This window comes from Streptomyces sp. NPDC059003 (assembly GCF_042740445.1).
Taxonomy (GTDB): domain Bacteria; phylum Actinomycetota; class Actinomycetes; order Streptomycetales; family Streptomycetaceae; genus Streptomyces.
In genome coordinates this window covers 12,155-29,498 of record NZ_JBHYJH010000061.1, presented here as the reverse complement: position 1 = coordinate 29,498, position 17,344 = coordinate 12,155, and the positions used below count along the sequence as shown (strand labels likewise).

At 68.8% G+C, this 17,344-nt stretch carries 19 protein-coding genes; 15 read left to right on the top strand and 4 right to left on the bottom strand.

The annotated features are described in order from the left end of the window. The first annotated feature begins 148 nt into the window (after window positions 1-148). From ACFWZ5_RS21880 to ACFWZ5_RS21830, 11 genes are all read left to right on the top strand, one after another. On the top strand, window positions 149-1,873 hold the full coding sequence (locus ACFWZ5_RS21880) for a hypothetical protein (RefSeq protein WP_384891136.1): 1,725 nt from the start codon (window positions 149-151) through the stop codon (window positions 1,871-1,873). 143 nt (window positions 1,874-2,016) lie between these two features. Beyond that, a complete protein-coding gene (locus tag ACFWZ5_RS21875) occupies window positions 2,017-2,502 on the top strand; it encodes a hypothetical protein (protein WP_384891133.1) in 486 nt (161 codons plus the stop codon). A gap of 98 nt (window positions 2,503-2,600) precedes the next feature. Further along, entirely contained in the window at window positions 2,601-3,230 is a 630-nt protein-coding gene (locus ACFWZ5_RS21870) for a hypothetical protein (protein WP_384891130.1), read from the top strand. 68 nt (window positions 3,231-3,298) lie between these two features. Further along, window positions 3,299-4,168: a hypothetical protein gene (locus ACFWZ5_RS21865; protein WP_384891127.1), complete on the top strand. Its 870-nt coding sequence runs from the start codon at window positions 3,299-3,301 to the stop codon at window positions 4,166-4,168. A gap of 94 nt (window positions 4,169-4,262) precedes the next feature. After that, entirely contained in the window at window positions 4,263-5,834 is a 1,572-nt protein-coding gene (locus ACFWZ5_RS21860) for a hypothetical protein (protein WP_384891124.1), read from the top strand. A gap of 101 nt (window positions 5,835-5,935) precedes the next feature. Next, window positions 5,936-6,844, top strand: coding sequence for a hypothetical protein (locus ACFWZ5_RS21855; RefSeq protein ID WP_384891121.1), 909 nt, complete (start codon window positions 5,936-5,938; stop codon window positions 6,842-6,844). 76 nt (window positions 6,845-6,920) lie between these two features. Continuing rightward, a complete protein-coding gene (locus tag ACFWZ5_RS21850; protein WP_384891118.1) occupies window positions 6,921-7,325 on the top strand; it encodes a hypothetical protein in 405 nt (134 codons plus the stop codon). A gap of 80 nt (window positions 7,326-7,405) precedes the next feature. After that, window positions 7,406-7,750: a hypothetical protein gene (locus ACFWZ5_RS21845; protein WP_384891115.1), complete on the top strand. Its 345-nt coding sequence runs from the start codon at window positions 7,406-7,408 to the stop codon at window positions 7,748-7,750. 65 nt (window positions 7,751-7,815) lie between these two features. Continuing rightward, complete coding sequence (locus tag ACFWZ5_RS21840) at window positions 7,816-8,937, top strand: phosphoadenosine phosphosulfate reductase family protein (protein ID WP_384891113.1); 1,122 nt, start codon at window positions 7,816-7,818, stop codon at window positions 8,935-8,937. An 85-nt stretch (window positions 8,938-9,022) separates the two neighbouring features. Further along, entirely contained in the window at window positions 9,023-9,406 is a 384-nt protein-coding gene (locus ACFWZ5_RS21835) for a GNAT family N-acetyltransferase (protein ID WP_384891110.1), read from the top strand. A 55-nt stretch (window positions 9,407-9,461) separates the two neighbouring features. After that, window positions 9,462-9,914 (top strand): hypothetical protein, encoded by a 453-nt coding sequence (locus tag ACFWZ5_RS21830; protein ID WP_384891108.1) that lies wholly within the window; start codon window positions 9,462-9,464, stop codon window positions 9,912-9,914. A 204-nt stretch (window positions 9,915-10,118) separates the two neighbouring features. Here ACFWZ5_RS21830 and ACFWZ5_RS21825 read toward each other — a convergent pair whose 3' ends face one another. From ACFWZ5_RS21825 to ACFWZ5_RS21810, 4 genes are read right to left on the bottom strand one after another with little or no spacing between them, the layout of a single operon-like run. Then, window positions 10,119-10,694, bottom strand: a complete 576-nt coding sequence (locus ACFWZ5_RS21825) for a hypothetical protein (protein WP_384891105.1) — start codon at window positions 10,692-10,694, stop codon at window positions 10,119-10,121. Beyond that, complete coding sequence (locus ACFWZ5_RS21820) at window positions 10,691-11,857, bottom strand: MAB_1171c family putative transporter (RefSeq protein WP_384891101.1); 1,167 nt, start codon at window positions 11,855-11,857, stop codon at window positions 10,691-10,693. The genes ACFWZ5_RS21825 and ACFWZ5_RS21820 overlap by 4 nt, the downstream gene beginning before the upstream one ends. Before the next feature lie 49 nt (window positions 11,858-11,906). Then, window positions 11,907-12,494, bottom strand: coding sequence for a toxin (locus ACFWZ5_RS21815; protein ID WP_384891098.1), 588 nt, complete (start codon window positions 12,492-12,494; stop codon window positions 11,907-11,909). After that, entirely contained in the window at window positions 12,491-12,925 is a 435-nt protein-coding gene (locus tag ACFWZ5_RS21810) for a hypothetical protein (protein WP_384891095.1), read from the bottom strand. The genes ACFWZ5_RS21815 and ACFWZ5_RS21810 overlap by 4 nt, the downstream gene beginning before the upstream one ends. 271 nt (window positions 12,926-13,196) lie before the next feature. On the opposite strand from ACFWZ5_RS21810, the gene ACFWZ5_RS21805 reads away from it, so the two are divergent. From ACFWZ5_RS21805 to ACFWZ5_RS21790, 4 genes are all read left to right on the top strand, one after another. Next, entirely contained in the window at window positions 13,197-13,694 is a 498-nt protein-coding gene (locus ACFWZ5_RS21805; RefSeq protein ID WP_384891093.1) for a hypothetical protein, read from the top strand. 880 nt (window positions 13,695-14,574) lie between these two features. Further along, the gene (locus ACFWZ5_RS21800; protein ID WP_384800312.1) at window positions 14,575-15,957 is read left to right on the top strand and encodes a hypothetical protein; all 1,383 of its coding nucleotides are present in this window, start codon (window positions 14,575-14,577) and stop codon (window positions 15,955-15,957) included. After that, window positions 15,954-16,538 (top strand): hypothetical protein, encoded by a 585-nt coding sequence (locus ACFWZ5_RS21795; protein ID WP_384800315.1) that lies wholly within the window; start codon window positions 15,954-15,956, stop codon window positions 16,536-16,538. Before ACFWZ5_RS21800 ends, ACFWZ5_RS21795 begins: the two co-directional genes overlap by 4 nt. 14 nt (window positions 16,539-16,552) lie before the next feature. Further along, the gene (locus ACFWZ5_RS21790) at window positions 16,553-17,299 is read left to right on the top strand and encodes an ABC transporter ATP-binding protein (RefSeq protein WP_384800318.1); all 747 of its coding nucleotides are present in this window, start codon (window positions 16,553-16,555) and stop codon (window positions 17,297-17,299) included. Window positions 17,300-17,344: the final 45 nt, after the last annotated feature.

The window sequence follows — 17,344 nt, the reverse complement described above, 5'->3', positions numbered from 1 at the left end:
TCTACACCGCGCCCATCCCCGACCGGTGGCGGGTGTCGGCCAGCTTCAAGATCTCCCCGTGCGCTGTCAGCGACCGCTCGCTGGCGGCGCACGGGGTCCAACCTGCCGGTCCGGTCACAGGCCAGACCCCGTCCACGCTGAGGTTCCCGTGAGTACACCTGCCAGCACTCTCGCCCATCGCTCCGTATTCGCCGTCCCGGATGCGGAGCTGCTGCTCGACACCGTCCGCAGGGTGTCCGGAGGATGGCTGGAGAAGAAGTTCCCCCGCACCGCCGTGCACCTCGGCACCGGCCATCACCAGCTCGACCCATCGTCTCTGCTGCTGTCGCATGCCGCATACGACGATGGGGGCGCCGAGTACGCCATCCGCATGCAGCTCCGCGAGGACCGGGCCGAGGCGACGTGGCGCACCACGGTCACGGCCGTCCGTTCCACCACGGGCGACGGGGGGACGGTCGGCGTCGACCTGGAATGCTTCCCCAACGGCGGGCACGTCCCGCGACCCAGCAAGCCCAAGCTGATACGCGCCCTAGTGGCGGAGCTGGAGCCGCACGACGGCAAGTCGAGGTTGAGCGTCAACGCGCTGCGCGTCACCCCCGATCGCGTGAGCGCGCTCGTCGGCGTGCTGTGCGACCCCGAACGGACGATGCCCACTGTCGTTGCAGCGCGGCCCATGCAGCCCGATCCCCTGTGGTCGGACCGCGTGGCCGGCACGATGCGACAGCTCGCCGGAGACGCGTCCTCCTACCTGCTGTGGGACCTGGCCGCAGTCGACGCGTTCCGAGAGGCGATCGGCCACGACCACCGTGTCGGCCCAGGCGTGGTGCGCACCTTCCTTCCCCGCGTCGACCCGGGCTGGGCGCCGGACGCTTCCCGGCACCGTCTCCTCGGGCCTACGCGGTGGAGTGATCCGAGTGACCAGGCGTGGCACGGCATCGCCCGCCGCGTGCACGCGCTCGCCCTGGAGCGGCCCCTGCCCCGGCAGCTCTCCGCCGTGGCGTTCCCGGACCGTGCCGCCGAGCAGCACCGTCAGGAGCGCCGTGCATCGATGGGCAAGGCGCGGCTGCTCACGGCCAGTCCCGTACCGCGGTCGAGCGAGTACGACGAGGAGCTGCGCGCCGAGGTGAGCCTGCTGAACGGACTCCTGGAGCAAGCCGACAAGGAACTGTCCGCGCTCGGGCGCGAAGCCGACCTAGGCGAGCGGGCACACGCTTCGACACAGGAACAGCTCCAGACCGTCATCGCCGAGCGGGATGGTGAAGTCGAAGATCACCTGACGACGCTGGACGCTCTTCAGCAGGCACGGGCCGAGGCCGACAGACTCCGGCTCCTGCTACTGCGCCAGGGCCGCTCCGAAGAGGTCGCCGAAGCCGCCGAGAGCCTGCCGGGCATCCCCGCTTCCTTTGAGGAGCTGTGGGGGCGCCTGGGGGAACTGGAGAACCTGACGGTCACCGCTGACCCGCGGATCGCGCTCCGCCTCGACGAACACCCCATGTCCCGCACGTGGGCGGCAAAGGGGTGGACAGGCCTGATCTCCCTCGACTCGTACGCGGCGGCAGCACGCAACGGATTCCAGGGCAGCTTCTACCAGTTCTGCACGACCCCGCCCGCGGGCGCCAAGCCGTACCCAGTGAGGCAGGTCTCGATGGTGGAGAGCGGGCCGACGATGGAGAAGTACGGGCACGAGCGGCTGTTCCCGGTGCCCGGCGGGGAGCGCATGGAGATGCAGGCGCACTTGAAGCTCGCCGCACGCGGCCGGATCGCGCCGCGCGTGTACTTCCTGGACGAGACCAAGAGCGCACGGAACGGCAGTGCTGGCCGCCTGGTCGTCGGATACGTGGGCCCGCACCTGACCAACATGATGACCAACTAGTCCAGCAGCACAGCGCACAGCACATCCGGGCCGAACCACGCTGGATTTCAGGGGCCGCTAGCGTCGCAATGACGTCTGCTGTAGTATTTGAGGTGTTGGTGGAGAGCAACCGCCAACAAGACCCGAACCGAAAGAAGCCCGTCATGACCTTGACCACTCGCAAGACCCCCACCCCCGCACACCGCCGTGCGCTGCTCGCCGCACTCGCCGACGACAAGGGCCGCGTCCCCAGCGGCACCCACACCCGCGTCCTGGATGCCATCTACCTCGCCCGCTGGGTGACCGAAGTGACCAACACCGGACGCGCCGCCGCAGGCGCTCAGTGGGCCGGATACGACGGCCCGACGTTCCTCGTCATCAACAGCCGCGGCCGCCGCGCGCTGCTCACCGACGCCGGGGCCACCGCGCTTCGCGGCGCCGGACCGGACGGGCGCCAGCCGCAGAACACCCCGTGGCCCACGGCAAACACGCTGCACCGTGACGGCCTGGTCGAATACCGCGACGCCGACGGGGCCGTGCACCCCACCGACGGCGACGACGGAGTCCACGGCCCGCTGCACGCCCCGTACACGACCGAACTCGGCCGCCGCCTGATCACCGGCTTCCCCCAGGCGCACCGCACCGCCTGACGCAACCCTGCAGGTCGCGCCGCAGCCCACTGGCGGCGCGACCCCTCCCCACCCCGGCGGAGAGCAACCGCCGACAGACCCGAAGGGAAAGCCCGTCCATGTTCACTGCCACCGTCCTCAAGGCGCTCGCCGCCGCCGACGTCCCCGCCTACTTCGACGAGGAGGAGGAACTGCTCGTCGCGCACCGCGCCGACGTCCCGCAGGACCGAGCGAAGTCCGGCGAACACGTCGTGGTGACCCGTCGCTGGAACGGGAGCGGCTACTACGCAGTGGCGTGGGAACCGGACGGCACGGCGGACTTCATGGCGATCGCCGACGTATACGAGATGCCCGGCAACGACGTGAACCAGTGCGCACGTGCCGTAGCCGAGTGGCTCACCGTGCCCCGGCCGACCGCCGGGAACGTCCTGCTAGCCGCCCTCGCCGAGTGGGGCATCACCGCGCACAGCGACGACGTCGGCATGAGCTACGCGATCCCCGTTGACCAAACCACCCCTGCGGCCGACGCCCGCAACCGCCCGCACCTTTCCATTGCCGACCGCAACCCGTCCGTTGACCATGTCCCGGCCGCACACACCGGCTGGACCCTCTTCCTCCACGACGAGAACGGAGAGCCCATCGGCGACCCGCTGTTCATCAGCGGCGACGGTGGCCCCGTTGACTGCGCCGCCGACTCGGCCGCCGTCGCCCAACTCATCGCCGACATGGTCACTGACCCGATCTCGTGACCCTCCGCCGGGGCGCCGCTCATGGCCGCGCCCCGGCAACCCGCCCGACCCCACCCGAAGGGATCACCATGACTCCGTCCGCCAACTGCGGCCAGGCCCTGCACGTCAAGGAAGCCGAACTCGCCCTGGGCCACGCTCAACGCGCTGTCCGCCACCTCCAGGGCCGCCTCACCCAGGACGCCGCCCGGCTCATCAACTACGAGAATGAGGCCCACCTCTACCCCCGGCACATCAGCGCCAAGAGGACCAGCACGACCCGCGAGCGGCTGAGCATGTGGCGCGAAAGGCTCCAAGAGGCCGAAGCGCTCTTTGCCGCGCGCCAGGTCGTTGCCCATGCCGCACAGCTCACCTGCGGCACGGCGTCTGGGTCCCCCGCGGCCCCCGCGTACACGGCAGTCAGCTCGCGGCAGCTCCGCGACGGGACGTGGGAGGCGGGCGGGCCCGTGCTCCTGAGCGCTGAGCGGGCGGAAGACCTCCTGAAGGCGTGGGAGCGCACCAGGGGAGCTCAGGTGGAGCCCGGCGCGCACGGCGCCTTCACTTTCACCGCCCCGGACAGGGCTATCGACCTTCACCCCATCGCCGGGCCCACACCGACCGAGGGCGACGTACTGCGCTCGGCCCTGGCCGCGTACGGACTGTTCTCACACCAAGGTGGAGAAGGAGGTGCCTCCTTCGTCATAGTGCCTCTCAACGGCAGCACGGAGCACGACGTCTGGACCAGCGCCCGCCTGCTCATCGCATCCGGGGAAGACGCCGAGCGGCCCTTGGCTGAGCACGACGAGCCGTGGTCGGTCCACTTGTACGACGAGGGCGGCGAGTACGTCGACGAGGTGTACGTCGCAGACCTCTCCGAAGGGATCGCTCAGGAGTCCGCCGAGTGCGCTGCGTTCATCGCCTCATGGCTGCGCGCGTACGCCTCTCTGGACGTTTCGAGCTGACTCACCCGCCGGGGCGCAGCACTCGGCTGTGCCCCGGCCCCCTTCCGGCGGGAGAGCAACCCGCCGCAGACCCGAACCGAAAGGCCCCTCGATCGTGGTTGCCGCGGCCCAACCCGTCCTGTTCACCCTGCCCGACCCGCCCGCGTCAGTACCCGCCCCCGCGGCCAGGAAGCGGCCCACGGTCCTGTCGTACGGACTCGGCGCAGACAGTACGGCCATCCTGCTGAAGTTCCTCGCCGACCCCCAGGCGTACGGACTCGAGCGCGACCTATCGGACTTGATAGTCGTGCACTCCGTGACCGGTGACGAGTGGAAGGACTCTTTGTCGTACGTCGACCGGCTGGTCCTGCCGCTCCTGGCGGCCCGCAAGGTGCGCACGGTGCAGATCGCCCGTGGTGGGCGGCGCGACGCCGACGGTGTCGTCATCCTCGCCGACACCCGGACACCGTCACGTATCTGGGAGGCAGGGCCGTGGCGGCTGTCCGACGAGCTGCGCGCCGCCGGGACCGTGCCGCAGATGGCTTCCGGGCGTAGGACCTGCTCAATTCGGTTCAAAGGATGGTGCCTTGATGCTTGGGCGGCGCACGAGTTCGGCACCGCGGCCTTCCGCCGCGTTATTGGCTACCACGCAGGCGAGCGTTCCCGCGCGGAGAAGGACACCGAGATCCAGGATCGGATCAACGCCGAGGCGGGCCGCATCGTGTGCGAGCCGTACTACCCGCTGATCGAGGCGGACGGCATGGATCGGGCAGCCGTCGAGGCGTACGTGTACGCCCGGCTCGGCGAGAAGATCAAGAAGTCATACTGCGCACAGTGCCCGTTCAGCGGCGTGTGTGCCTCTCGGGACCGGCACGAGGAGCGGCTGAGAGAGCACCCGCAAACCGGCGCGGCGGTGCTGATGATGGAGTACGCCTCGCAGGCCCTCAACGAGAAGGTCGCGCTGTACGGCGAGCGGTCGCTGTACCAGCAGCTTGCCGAGGACCAGGCCAACGACGAGGTCCTGACGAGGTTCGAGAAGGCTCTGGACCGGGCGCCGTTCGCGCTGTACGAAGTGCGCCGCCTGTACCTGCCCGGCCGGACGAAGGACTGCCGCACCTGGCACGGCCAGCGGTGTACCGAGCCGCGATGGTGGTGCCACATCAAGCGGTCGGCGACATGCCGGCGCGAACACCGCGCAGGGTTCGAGCTGCCCTCGGGCTGGGTGGAGACCGCCCCGTGGTGCGAGGGGTACCGCGACGGCTGCCGCGGGGAGCAGGCCAAGGGGCAGGCGTGGCGGTCGGTGCGTACCGTATGGGAGGGGTCCCGGCACGAGGCGGACCTGACACTGATGCGGTGGGGCCGCGAGGCGGGCGCGCGGCTGCGGTCCGGGCGGAACTCGGTGATCAAGCGGGCGCACTACCTGGACGCAGGGGATGGCTATCCGTCGGCGGCCGCGTACCTGGTGGCCGCTCCGGCGGGGATCGAGGACAAGCAGCGCACGGCGAAGAAGCCGAACGCGGGTTTCGAGGCGAAGTGGACCGCCGTCACCGGCCTGGTGGGGACGCGATGGGCGCCGATCCGCCCGCTCGTGATCCCGGAGCGCGGGCGGTCCTCGGGGCCCGTACGGGTGCGCCCTCTCCGTGGGCGGAAGGGGCAGTGTGCGTCGGGCGTGGAGCTGATGGCCTGATTCCGTGGCACAGCTAGACCCTGCGTGACGCGTGCTGTAGTATTTGGGGTGTTGGTGGAGAGCAACCACCGACGCAGACCCGAACTGAAAGAGAACTCCTCGTGCAGTCTGTCGCACTCTTCGACATGCCCGCGTCCGCGGTTGCCACTCCCGCGCTGCCGCCCGGCCCCGTAGACCCCGGCCGCACCTACCTCCAGTACGGCGAGACCGACCGCTGGTCGTACCTGGGCACGCACCAGCCGTCCTGGCTGGAGCGGCCCGAGTTCGGCGGCAGCATGGCCGTGCCGCTGTGCGTATCGCACCGCCGCCTCGCACCGCGGCGCGCCCTCCCTCGCGCGGTCACCTCGTGGATGCTCGACAGCGGCGGATTCACGGAGCTGAGCCTGTACGGCGAGTGGACCGTGCCCCCAGCCCAGTACGCGGCCGCCGTGCGCCGCTACACCGACGAGATCGGCGAACTGGAGCGTGCAGCAATCCAGGACTGGATGTGCGAGCCGCAGATCCTCGCCAAGACGGGCCAGACGGTCTACGACCACCAGTGCCGCACCGTCGCCTCCTACCTGAACCTGCTGTGGCACGACGACGATCTGCCGTGGATGCCCGTGCTGCAGGGCTGGACGCTCGACGACTACGTGCGGTGCGTCGACATGTACGCGGCCATGGGCGTCGACCTCACCCTTGAGCCGCTGGTCGGTCTCGGCTCGGTGTGCCGACGGCAGTCCACCAAGGAAGCCGTCCGGATCGTGGAGACGCTGCACGGGCTCGGCATCCGCCTGCACGGGTTCGGCTTCAAGGTGACCGGCCTGCGCGAAGTCCACCATCTGCTCTACAGCTCCGACTCCCTTGCCTGGAGCTTCAACGCCCGTCGCCACGCACCGCTGCCCGGCTGCTCGCACAAGACGTGCTCGAACTGCCCCCGGTACGCGCTCGCCTGGCGCAACCGCCTCCTCGCGTCCCTTACCGACTGGCGCCAGGACGGCGCGGTCTCCCCGCACGACCTGGCTGCCTGACCCCGCCCCGCCGGGGCGCCGCCCGCGCCCCGGCCCCCTTCTCCTTCACTCCGGCTCCCGAGAGGCCCTGAGCGCCATGACCATGCCGTACCTGTCCACCTACCTGCCCAGCAGCGACCGCAACCGGGACAGCCTCGCCGAGGCCTGGAACCGGATGCGCGAACTCGCCTACGCCCCCCGTACCGAACCGGTCGCCGAGCCCGAGGGCTGCACCCGAAAGCGATGCGCCGGAGCCCACGACGGCTACGCGGGCAGTGAGCACCGCTGGGCCCTGCACTGCCTGCTCTGCGACGTCGACATCGCCCCGTACCCCAGCCACATGCGGGACCGGAAGGGCGAGAACCCGGCCCCGCCACGCCGTCACAAGGGCTGCAAGTTCTCCGGCCCCGGCAAGGCCAAGGCGCGCGCCACCCGCTACGCCGCGCTCGGCCTCCCCCTCCCCGACTGGGACAAGGACGCGCACGCCGCGCTCACGGCCTGACCCGTCCCTGCTCCTCACCCGCCGGGGCGCCGCCCCCGCCGCCCTCCCGCCACGACCTCACCCGCAGAAGGAAGACAACCGTGAACACCGCTCCCGCCCTCCCCTGGTACAGCCGCGTACTGCGCACCTCCGACGGCCGGTACGGCAACGTCACCGGCTACGGCACCGACCTCCGCATGATCATCACCTGGGACCGGGCCCTCCTCCCCGACCCGCGCCACTACGCCCTTGCCGAGCTGACCGCCCCCGACTTCGAGGTCTTCCCCGCAGTCACCCACTGCTCGGACTGCGGCCACATCGTCGACGACGACGAAATCGAGGACAGCTACACCACCTGCTGCAACGAAGGGGCGTGCAGCCTCTGCGCCGCGGTCAACGGTGAGTACCAGTGCGGCACCCCCGTGCCCACCGACTCCGACGCGTAGAACTCCCGCCCCAGCCCCGGGCAGACACCCCACTCCCCGAGACCGGCAAGGCGCCGCGCTCGTGGTTGACCCCCGGCACTCTGCCCCGGCGCCTCTGCCCGAACACCAACACCTTCCACGCCGAGGACATCGTGAGCGCCCAACTCGCCCTGTTCGCCGACGCCTCCGTACCGAGGAAGAGGCGTCCCCGCCGCATCCACCCGTCCGTACCCCAAGCGCCGACCACAACCGTCCCGACCGCGCTGCTGCGCTCCGCCGACTGGATTCTCCTGAACTCCAGCGGTGGGAAGGACAGTCAGTCGATGGCCTCCCACGTCTGCCGTCTGGCCGCCAAGCTCGGCTTGCTGCACCGCGTTGTGATCGTCCACGCAGACTTGGGCGACGTCGAGTGGAGCGGCACACGCCAGCTCGCCGAGGACCAGGCGCGCCGCCTCGGGGTCCGCTTCGAGGTGGTCCAGGCCGAGGGCGGCGATCTCCTGGCGCGCACCATCTCCCGGTTCTTCAAGCTGAAGGCGAAGGCGGAGAGGGAAGCACGCGAGGAGGGGCGCGACCCGGCGACGGCGAAGGTCGCCCCGGCTTGGCCTTCATCAGCAGCTAGATGGTGCACTTCGGATTTGAAGCGGGGCCCAATACGGAAGCTGATGACCCGGCTCGTCGCCGAACTCGGCGACCTGGGCCGCCCCGCCAGGATTCTGAATTGCATGGGCCAGCGGGCTGCGGAGAGCGCGCCGCGCGCCAAGCTTGCCGCCGTGGAGATCGACCGTCCGGCGAGCAACGGGCGGCGGCACGTCACGACATGGAGGCCGATCCACGGCTGGACGGACGCGGAAGTCTGGAAGGAGATCGCCCGCTCGGGCCTGCCGTACCACGAGGCCTACGACTGGGGCATGAGCCGACTGAGCTGCAGCTTCTGCGTCCTGGGGTGCGAGGCGGACGTCGTGCTCGCCGCACGGCTGCGCCCGAAGAAGGCCGCCGAGTACGTCGCCGTTGAGAAGAAGGTCGGCGCCGACTTCAAGCACGGCTTGTCGATGCGGCAGATCGTTGAGCGCGCCAAGGCGCTGGACACCGAGTACGGGGAACTGCGCCGTCCCCCGCGTGGCACGGCGCTCTCCGGCTACGTCGGAAAGAAGGCCACCCGCCAGTACCTCGTCCGCGTCGAGCAAGGCCGTCTTGACCTGGCGGCCTGACCCGCCCCGCCCCGGCCACCCGGCCGAGGCCCCACGGCCCGGAGAGCAACCGGGCCGACCAGACCCGAACGAAAGGCCCCGCCCCGTGACCACCGTGCCCGCCCTGCCCGCGCTCCGACTCGACCGCGAGAGCGGCAGCAAAGAGACGTGGCTCCTGCTGCGTGTCGGCAGTGCGCTCGTCGCCTACCTGGACGTCATCGACTGCGGCGACGAGCTGTGGGTGATGGAGGTCGGCGTCCACCCCCATCACCGTGGCCGCGGGTACGGCACGCGGCTGCTGAAGACCCTCCTCGATGACAACCCCGACGCCCAAGTCGCCCTCTCGTGCAGCTCGTTCGCACCGGGCCACGTATGGCGTCATGCCCCCGAGGGCCTGCCCGACCCGGCGCTCACCGCCTGGTACACGCGGCACGGATTCCGCCCCGACGGCGACGACGAGGACAGCCGCCGCATGGTGCGCCTGCCCTGACCCCGGCTGAGGCCGGAGAGCCACCGGCCCCACCAGAACCCCTTGGAGCCCCCTCATGTCCCGCACCACCCGCACGCACACCATCGCCAAGCACCTCACGGCCGGTGGCCTCACCAACCTCCACCTCGCCGAGGCCAGGCAGAAGGAAGGAAGCCCCGGCCGGCACGAGCGCGACGGGTTCGCGCTGCGCCAAGTCCACGACACGGCCGGGACGCTGGTCGTCGTCGCGGGCGCGTACGGCCCGGACTGGTTCGCCACGATGCGCGAGATCCGGCACCGCCTGGAGCAGCCCTACGTGAAGTGCACCGTCCTGTCCGATGCTCCAGGCCTCGCCGACCACGAGGTCCTGATCCGGTGGGCGACGTCGCAGGAGCTGCAGGACCGCAAGCGCGCCCTGGCCCAGCAACAGGCCCCGCTGATTGCGCTGCTGCGCCAGCAGGACGCTGCAGAGAAGGCGGCGGCACAGCGTCAGGTCTTGGAGGACGCGGGTCAATCCGGTCTGTGGTGACCGTTCGTCTGCCAACTACGCTTGCACTCGCCGTGGAACCACGACTGGGAGACCAGGCCGCGCGCAGCCCTCGGTGGCGCTGTCACTGAGCAGTGGGCTCCGTGCCAACTGGATAAAGCGCCGATGTTGCCTCCGCTTGAAGGCAACGAAGGGGGCCTGGGATCACCAGGTCCCCCTTCGTCTTGTTTGGGCAGCGTCGCGGGGCTACGCCACGAGGAACGCCGCGGCGGTGGCCGCGCCGAGCGAGGCGCCCGCCACCGTCTGGGCCACGGTGTGGTAGGTCAGGGCGACGCGCGACCAGCACACGGCAGCGACGAGGGCGTATGCGGCGATCCACCACGGTGAGTGGACGACCGCGAGCATCGCAACGACCGCGGACGCGACCGCCGAGTCCACGCTGATCTTCCACGCGGTGTTCACGGCCAGGAGGATGATGGTCATCGCCCACAGCGCGATCATCGCAACGGAGATCCCCGCGGGGGCGTGGCCGAGGGCCATCACCACGAATCCGACGCCTATGGAGCCGAGGATCACGAAGAAGATCGGGGCCCGCTTCGTACGGTCGACGACGTGGCGGTCGCCCCAGGTGCCGCGCTTGCGGTGCCACTCGATGTAGGCGGCGGGGATGATCCCTGCGCACAGCGCGCCGAGCAGGCCCCAGGGGATGCCGGTCCAGTTGCCCGCGGCCGCCAGGCCGATACCAACCATGCCGACCACGAGGACATTGCGGGGCTGGAACACATCAGTGACAGTTCGGGCCGCAGAAACGTCATTCGTCATGCGTCTGCCCCCGCAGCAGCAAGCAGGCTTTGCGCCTGACCTGGGTTGCTCTTCTTGTATGCCCTAGCCACTCGGCGGAGCCATGCGACCTCACCGGCCTGGTCCGTGGCCACTGGCTGCTCGAACGCAGCGACAGAGCCCGCGGGTGCTCCTCCCTCCTTGGCTGCAAGCGCGGCCTTGATCCAATACGCCTGAGCGACAGCACTGTGGTCCGTGCTCTCCTTGGCGGCCGCCATCAGGTTGTTCGGGACGTGATGCCGCAGCTTCTCGATCGCGTCGGCGACATCGTGAATCCACCGGTCGAGCCGGAGCTCGGCGTCCATGTCTCGGCGCGTCAGTTCCTGGAACCGGGAGCGCGGCGGCTCCATCGGGACGTTGGGGAAGGCTTCCATCAGCTCGCGCCACATCGGGTACAGGCGCGCGAGGGACAGCCAGGAACGGACCCGAAGGAGACCCTTCTCCGAGGCTGGGACCGATACCCCAAGTGCGAACAACACGAAGAGGAGAAGCTGCATCGCCTCGGTGGAGGACTCGACTTTCTGAGCAACCCCTTCACTGGGTTGAACGGCGAGCCAGAACCACATGGCCAGCATGCGGCCGAAGGCGTAAATGACACCGAGGAGCATGGAGCAAGCCATCATGCCCAGGCCGACGCGCAACAGCCCGCGTTCCTCACGGCGGAACGCTCCGGCCCACTGGTAGAGGCAGTTAGCGGATGAGCAACCCAGGTACACGTAGAAGACGGTCATGTAGGCGGTGGCGCCCCACTGACCAGCATGATCGCTGACGAAATGGTTGCTCGGTTTGGACCGGTCGACGATCGTGAAGAACATGACCGTCATCAGGGCAAAGCTGGCGAGTGCCGTCTTGGTGGCTGCAAGGTGAATGAAGCGGCTTGCACGTGCAGCGCGAGCCATTTCGCCATCAGCGGGGTAATGCCCATACACGGCGACGATGTAGTACATGATCGCCAAGAGTGCCGCGCCGGCTGAGTAGTGCTTGAGCAGGACCGAGGCATCGGTGATCGAGCTGTTGTTGAGCCCGATGCGCACGACCTCGGTCTTAGTCCACAGAGATATAGAGAAGCCCAGGAAACAACCCCAGAGGGATCTCCGGCGGGCATCGGAACCGCCAATCGAACGCCAGATGGCGACAGCGGTCATCAGGGCTGCTACGAAGTAGCCAGCTATGTCGAGCACAGGGGTCCTTGCATTATGAACGGCGGAATAGATTACGAAGGCGACGTCTAGGCCGGTAGCCGCTACCACCGGCGGGCCGGGAAAGGGTGTCGTCCAGGCGCCCGCGCATGTCGTCACTCGGTACGTCGCGGGCCATACGGGGGATGAGGGAGGCGCCGAACTCGGCGATCTTCTCCTCGACGGTGCGGTAGTTGGCGCGTGCCTGAACGGTGGCCTCACCGACCATGACACGTTTGATCAGATCCGGCCCGAAGACAGGTATCAGCGCCTTGAGTTCGTCGGCATCAAGCTGGGTGCCGTGGTCCAACCACTCGTGGACCAGCTCATGCAACATGACGTGCTCGGTCAAGTAGGCCGACGGACGTTCACGGTAAAGAACGACACTGAAGTGGGTGTCCTTGATCCTCAGCCCGCACGCCGCGCTCGCGGTCATCAATGAGTCAGGGATGGGCTGCATGATGATGCGGCGGCCGCGAGCCTTTTCCATATTGATCCGCAACTGCTCTACGGAGAAAGGATTGGGGATCGGAAGGTCGGCCAGACCTTCCCTGCACCGCTCCTGCACCTCGCCCAGAGACGGCTCAGAAGATGCATCCGTCATGTCTCGGCCGGACGCTCCTGCACCTCTTGGCGCGCCTTCTCTACGAGGTCAAGGGCGAAGTTGAGCAAGTCAGGCGAGATTCCTTCTTCGGTGATGCCCCGCCCGGCGATTCCACTGATGCCACCGGCACGTTTGTCGGCCAGAAAGCGGAGACCGGCAGCAACTTCCGCCTCGATCTGCGATTCCGGCTTGAAGAAGCGCCAATCGCAGTCGAAGCCCAAGCCCAGGGCCTTCAGAGTCTCGTCCCGGACCTCGGTGAGCTGGCCCTTGCGCAGCTTGCCGAAGTAACTGTGTGACAGGGCGCCGCCTTTGGCCTCTACGATTCGACAGAACTCGCGGTCGCTCGGGACTCCGTCCGGGAACGACTCCTTCAGCAGGTAGTTGATCTTCTCCTGCAAGGTGCGTGGCTCATGCCTCTCGCCAGCGCTCATGGTCGCTCCCAAGGTATCCATGCCCGATCTGCACCGTATGTCTGAAATGACCTCGCCACTCTAGTCTGCACTCTCCGTCGCGAGTGCGACTTGCGTCTACGTCTCGTCTACGTCGTGAGCTGCGGATTTTGCTGGCTACTGTCTGGCTTGCGTAAGTACTCTACGTCACTGTTAACTCAATGACACACGGGACCGCTCCGCAGGGTGGACGGGCCAGACCTTGCCGTGCCCGAACTCGGGCCACCCGACGCGATGGAGTGATGGACGAGCCATGACGATCTCCGACGCAGTGCCTCTTCCCTGGGCCTCCAGCCTGGAGTCTTCCGCGACAAGGGGGAGCAGCGCCGAGCCGCGAGTTCTCGGCACGGTGAATTCGCTCGAGTTCCGCGTTGGCCCTGAGCGCAGTCCCGCCCAAGTGGTGCACAGCTCCCGCCGGTTCGCCACCATGGTGCTGCCCGCCCTGCTCGGTGAGCTGCCGCAAGCCGAAACCCTCGCCCAGCAGGTACTCGCAGTACTCACCGAACTCGTCGATGTCACCGCACGGCACCGCGGGAGTGTCGACCTGGGGGGCCGAATCTCGCGCGACGAGGGCCACGTCTTGGTCACGGTCGGGGAGATGGGTCGGCCGTTGCCCGACCCGGGGGAGGAGCCGGGCCTGTTCCTTGTGCAACGGCTGGTCGATGACATCGGGCAGTACCGTGGCGAAGAGGGCGGCTACACAACCTGGGCGTCAGTGCCGGCACGGTCGCACTTCGGTGGTCTTATGTAGCCCCGCATTTCCGCCCGCTCGCCGATTCGAATAGGTCGACCTCTGTTCTCCGGGGTCGACCGCAAGCTCTTGGTCGAGGCAAGTGCCTGCCGTCGAGCGCGCCACCGGACTTGCACCGTCGGCGCCTGCCGGGGCGTGGATCGAAACCAATCCGTCAACGTTCGGTCACGCAATCCGAGATCAAGCGATTGCTCGTCCGGATTGGACTTTCGCGTGGCGCAGCTTGGGGTCCGGGATTGTGTGCTCGGGATGCCGAGAAATTGCATGCGCGTGATGCAAGTCACAGGATCTGTCCGCATGTTGGACTCGCGGTTAGGGTCGAGGTGCCTGCGCGACTGCCCTTCCGTCCCCTACCCTGAGGGGCGGGCGATGCCTGGAGTTGGGCCCGGCGGACGTCGCAACGTGGGTCCAGGGCCAAGCCGGACGGGTAAGTAGCCGCCAAAGTAGCCATGAAGGCGACTTTCTGGGGCGTTCATGCAGGTCATAGCGTTGCGGTGATAGTCCCCGGCGTACAGCCCGACTCGTCTGCCGGTCCGCGTTGGGAGAGCCCCTGACCAGGTATTCCACCTGGTCAGGGGCTCTTCTCGGCTCAACGGCAGCTATGAGGCCTGCTCGCTCCGCGAGCCGTCTCCACCTGCGTGCCTATGGTTCGGACTTTTGACGCCTGGCGACGCGGAGTTGTGCCCCAAGTCACAGCAAGTGACCTGGCGCCATGCTTAAGTGATCTTCACTGAACGGGCACAGGGTCGTCACCTCCACAAGGTGCGGGCGTCACTGTCGTGCCCGGAACACTGCCTTGGAGGGGGACCCCCGGGACTGTGTCCACTGCCACGACCAGCCGTCGCTTCCCCTCATTTCTTCACAGAGCGGCCCCGTCTCCTTGAACCTTCGCACCCGACTGCGCACCACCCCGGCCGTGTGGACCGCGCCCATCTGGCTCGGCATCGTCGGCTTCTACTACTTCTACGCCCTGCACCTCGAGGACTCGTACGAGGAAGTCATCGCCGGCCCGCTATGGGCGCCCGAGCAGGTCGAGTTGGCTCTGTCCTACTTCTACGTCTTCGCCTACGCCATCACGGCCGGGCTCGCCGTGTGGGAGGGCGGGCGGCTGAAGCGGGACGGGGTGTGGCAGCTCGCTCCCGGTCGGTCGCGGTATCGCGTGGCCGCTCACACGCTGCTGCCCGTCGTCGTCGCCGGATGGCTGGTGCTCGTACTTCCCGTGGTGATGCGCCTGATCGAAACCCGGCTCGCGCCGACCCCGGCCGCGCTCGCGCCCCTGTTCATGGCCATGGCCATCGTGTGCGCGTACGCCGTGCTCGGCTGCGCCCTCGGCCACCTCACTCCCCGGATGATCTCCGCCCCGCTGATGGCCGTCGCCGTGTTCTATGTGATCGCCGAGACCGTGAAGTACGACGACCCGGTGTGGCCACGGCACATCTCGGGCCAGCCGGACACGGACCTTGCGTTCGGCGAGGAGTACGGCGCAGCCACGCTGCTGCTTCCGCTCCTGTTCGCCGTGGCCCTGGCGGCAGCGGTGGCAGTGTGGTGGATCCGCACGGCGCGTGGAAGCCGGTGGGCGATACGCGGTGCGGCCGGTGTCGCGGCCGTGGCGGTCATGGCTTCGTGCGCCGACGTCGCATCGGGGTGGGCCATTGCGGACGGCCCCATCACCTCGGGACACGCCGCCGCGCGCTGCACCGGCAGCGCCCCGCGCGTGTGCATGGCTGAGACCGGCGGCGCGGTCGGGAAACTCGACCAGGTGCGAGGGGAGATCGTGAAGTCGGTGGCCGAACTCCGCACCGCGGGCGTGCCGGTGCGCATGCCCGACACCGTGTCCGACAGTCTGCTGAACGGCCGGCACAAGAAGCGGCCGACGGACACCACGTGGTGGCTCCCCCTCTCCCGGCAGGCCGGAAAGCTCGGCGGAGGAATGACCTCCGTCCGCTACGCCGTCCTGCGCACCGGCGTCACCTTCCCCTGCGCCTTCCCGGTCTCGTTCGACGAGGCCTCCTCCGCCGACTACGTCGTCAACCGCGACGCCGCGATGCTGTGGGCCGCCACCGTCATCGACGCCGACCGGCCCTACCTCGCCTGGCGCAGGGCGGAGTACGGCGGCGCGTTCGAGAACCCCCGCCAGGTCCTGGCCAAGGTGAAGGAACGCGCGGGCAACGCCCTGAAGCTCCCCGCCGAGCAGCAGGCCCAGTGGTTCCACAAGGAGCAGGCGAAGGCCTGCCGCCTCGTCGACCGGGGAGCGAAGCCGTGATCTGGTGGTTCAAAGCCCGCCGCCTGCTGCCCGTGCTCCTGCCGGGCCTGGTCGCGTTCACGCTGATCGTCGCGGTCGCGCACGACCGGGCCGTCGAGCTCCCCGGCATGCTGAGCGCGGGCGGAAACCGGGTGTTCCTCCTGCAGATCGTCCCGCTCGTGATCACCTCGACGCTCGCCCACAGCCTCGACCAGCGGCTCGTCGAGGCCGAGGCGGTGGCCACGCGCGATGTGCGCCGTCTGGACACACTGCTGGTCACAGCCTGTGTGCTGACCGCGGTCGCGGCCGGCCTGATCATCGGGGCACTCTCCGGTTCCGACGAAGCGACCATGGTCGGCCGCAACACCGCCTTCCTCACCGGGCTCATGCTGCTCGCCGGGGCAGTGCACCCGAAGGCCTCCACGGTGGCTCCGGTGGGGTGGGTGTTCGCCATCATCTTCCTCGGTTACGCCGACTTCCACCGCCCCTGGCCCTGGGTCGTGACCCTGCACGCCCCGTCCAGCATCCCCGCGCTCAGCCTCTGCTTGCTCGTCCTCGCCGGCGGCCTGGTCGCCCGGACCCGCGCCCGCCGCTCCCTGTGAAAGGCCCCGTTCCCATGCCCGTTGAACTCGACGCCGTGTCGTACACGTACGGACGCAACAAGCCCCACATCCTCAACCGGCTCTCCTACACCACGCCCGACGGGTTCACCGTCCTCCTGGGCCCCAACGGCGCCGGAAAGTCGACCTTGTTGAAGCTCGCCGCCGGCGTGAACCAGCCCACCACAGGTGCCGTACGCCTGGGCCGCCTGTCCTCGACGTCCCGGGAGTACCGGACCAGGGTCGCGTGGATGCCGCAGACGATCACCGCGATGACCGGCCTCACCGCCCGTGAGCAAGTCGCCTACACCGGCTGGCTCAAGGGCATGAGCCGCGCCGACGCCTGGACCGCAGCCGACACCGCCCTCGGCCGGGTCCGGATGAAGGACCGCGCCGACGTGAAGACCAAACAGCTCTCCGGCGGCCAGCTCAGGCGCGTCGGCGTCGCCTCCGCCCTCGTCCACGACGCCCGCGTCCTGCTCCTCGACGAACCCACCGCCGGAATGGACCCCACCCAGCGCCGCGTCTTCCGCGACCTGATCCTCCACCTCGCCACCGACGAGGTACAGGTGCTCATGTCCACCCACGACGTCGCCGACCTGGCCGAAGAAGCCGACAGCGTCACCGTTCTCACCGAAGGGTCGATCACCTTCACCGGCCCCACCCGCGACTTCCTCGCCCACGCACCGGCCGACACCCCAGAGGGACGCCGAGCCGAAGCCGCCTACACCGCCGTGTCCACGTACTCCTCGATCTCCGGCTAGTCGACCGCGCCCCCCCGACCCGGCTCTTTGCCTGGCCGGGGGCGT

What these genes read in the sequence shown, in the direction of transcription:
- ACFWZ5_RS21875 (WP_384891133.1), top strand. Translation starts at nt 2,017, where the DNA reads ATGACCTTGACCACTCGCAAGACCCCCACCCCCGCACACCGCCGTGCG.
- ACFWZ5_RS21870 (WP_384891130.1), top strand. Translation starts at nt 2,601, where the DNA reads ATGTTCACTGCCACCGTCCTCAAGGCGCTCGCCGCCGCCGACGTCCCC.
- ACFWZ5_RS21865 (WP_384891127.1), top strand. Translation starts at nt 3,299, where the DNA reads ATGACTCCGTCCGCCAACTGCGGCCAGGCCCTGCACGTCAAGGAAGCC.
- ACFWZ5_RS21850 (WP_384891118.1), top strand. Translation starts at nt 6,921, where the DNA reads ATGACCATGCCGTACCTGTCCACCTACCTGCCCAGCAGCGACCGCAAC.
- ACFWZ5_RS21830 (WP_384891108.1), top strand. Translation starts at nt 9,462, where the DNA reads ATGTCCCGCACCACCCGCACGCACACCATCGCCAAGCACCTCACGGCC.
- ACFWZ5_RS21825 (WP_384891105.1), bottom strand. Translation starts at nt 10,694, where the DNA reads ATGACGAATGACGTTTCTGCGGCCCGAACTGTCACTGATGTGTTCCAG.
- ACFWZ5_RS21820 (WP_384891101.1), bottom strand. Translation starts at nt 11,857, where the DNA reads ATGACCGCTGTCGCCATCTGGCGTTCGATTGGCGGTTCCGATGCCCGC.
- ACFWZ5_RS21815 (WP_384891098.1), bottom strand. Translation starts at nt 12,494, where the DNA reads ATGACGGATGCATCTTCTGAGCCGTCTCTGGGCGAGGTGCAGGAGCGG.
- ACFWZ5_RS21810 (WP_384891095.1), bottom strand. Translation starts at nt 12,925, where the DNA reads ATGAGCGCTGGCGAGAGGCATGAGCCACGCACCTTGCAGGAGAAGATC.
- ACFWZ5_RS21805 (WP_384891093.1), top strand. Translation starts at nt 13,197, where the DNA reads ATGACGATCTCCGACGCAGTGCCTCTTCCCTGGGCCTCCAGCCTGGAG.
- ACFWZ5_RS21790 (WP_384800318.1), top strand. Translation starts at nt 16,553, where the DNA reads ATGCCCGTTGAACTCGACGCCGTGTCGTACACGTACGGACGCAACAAG.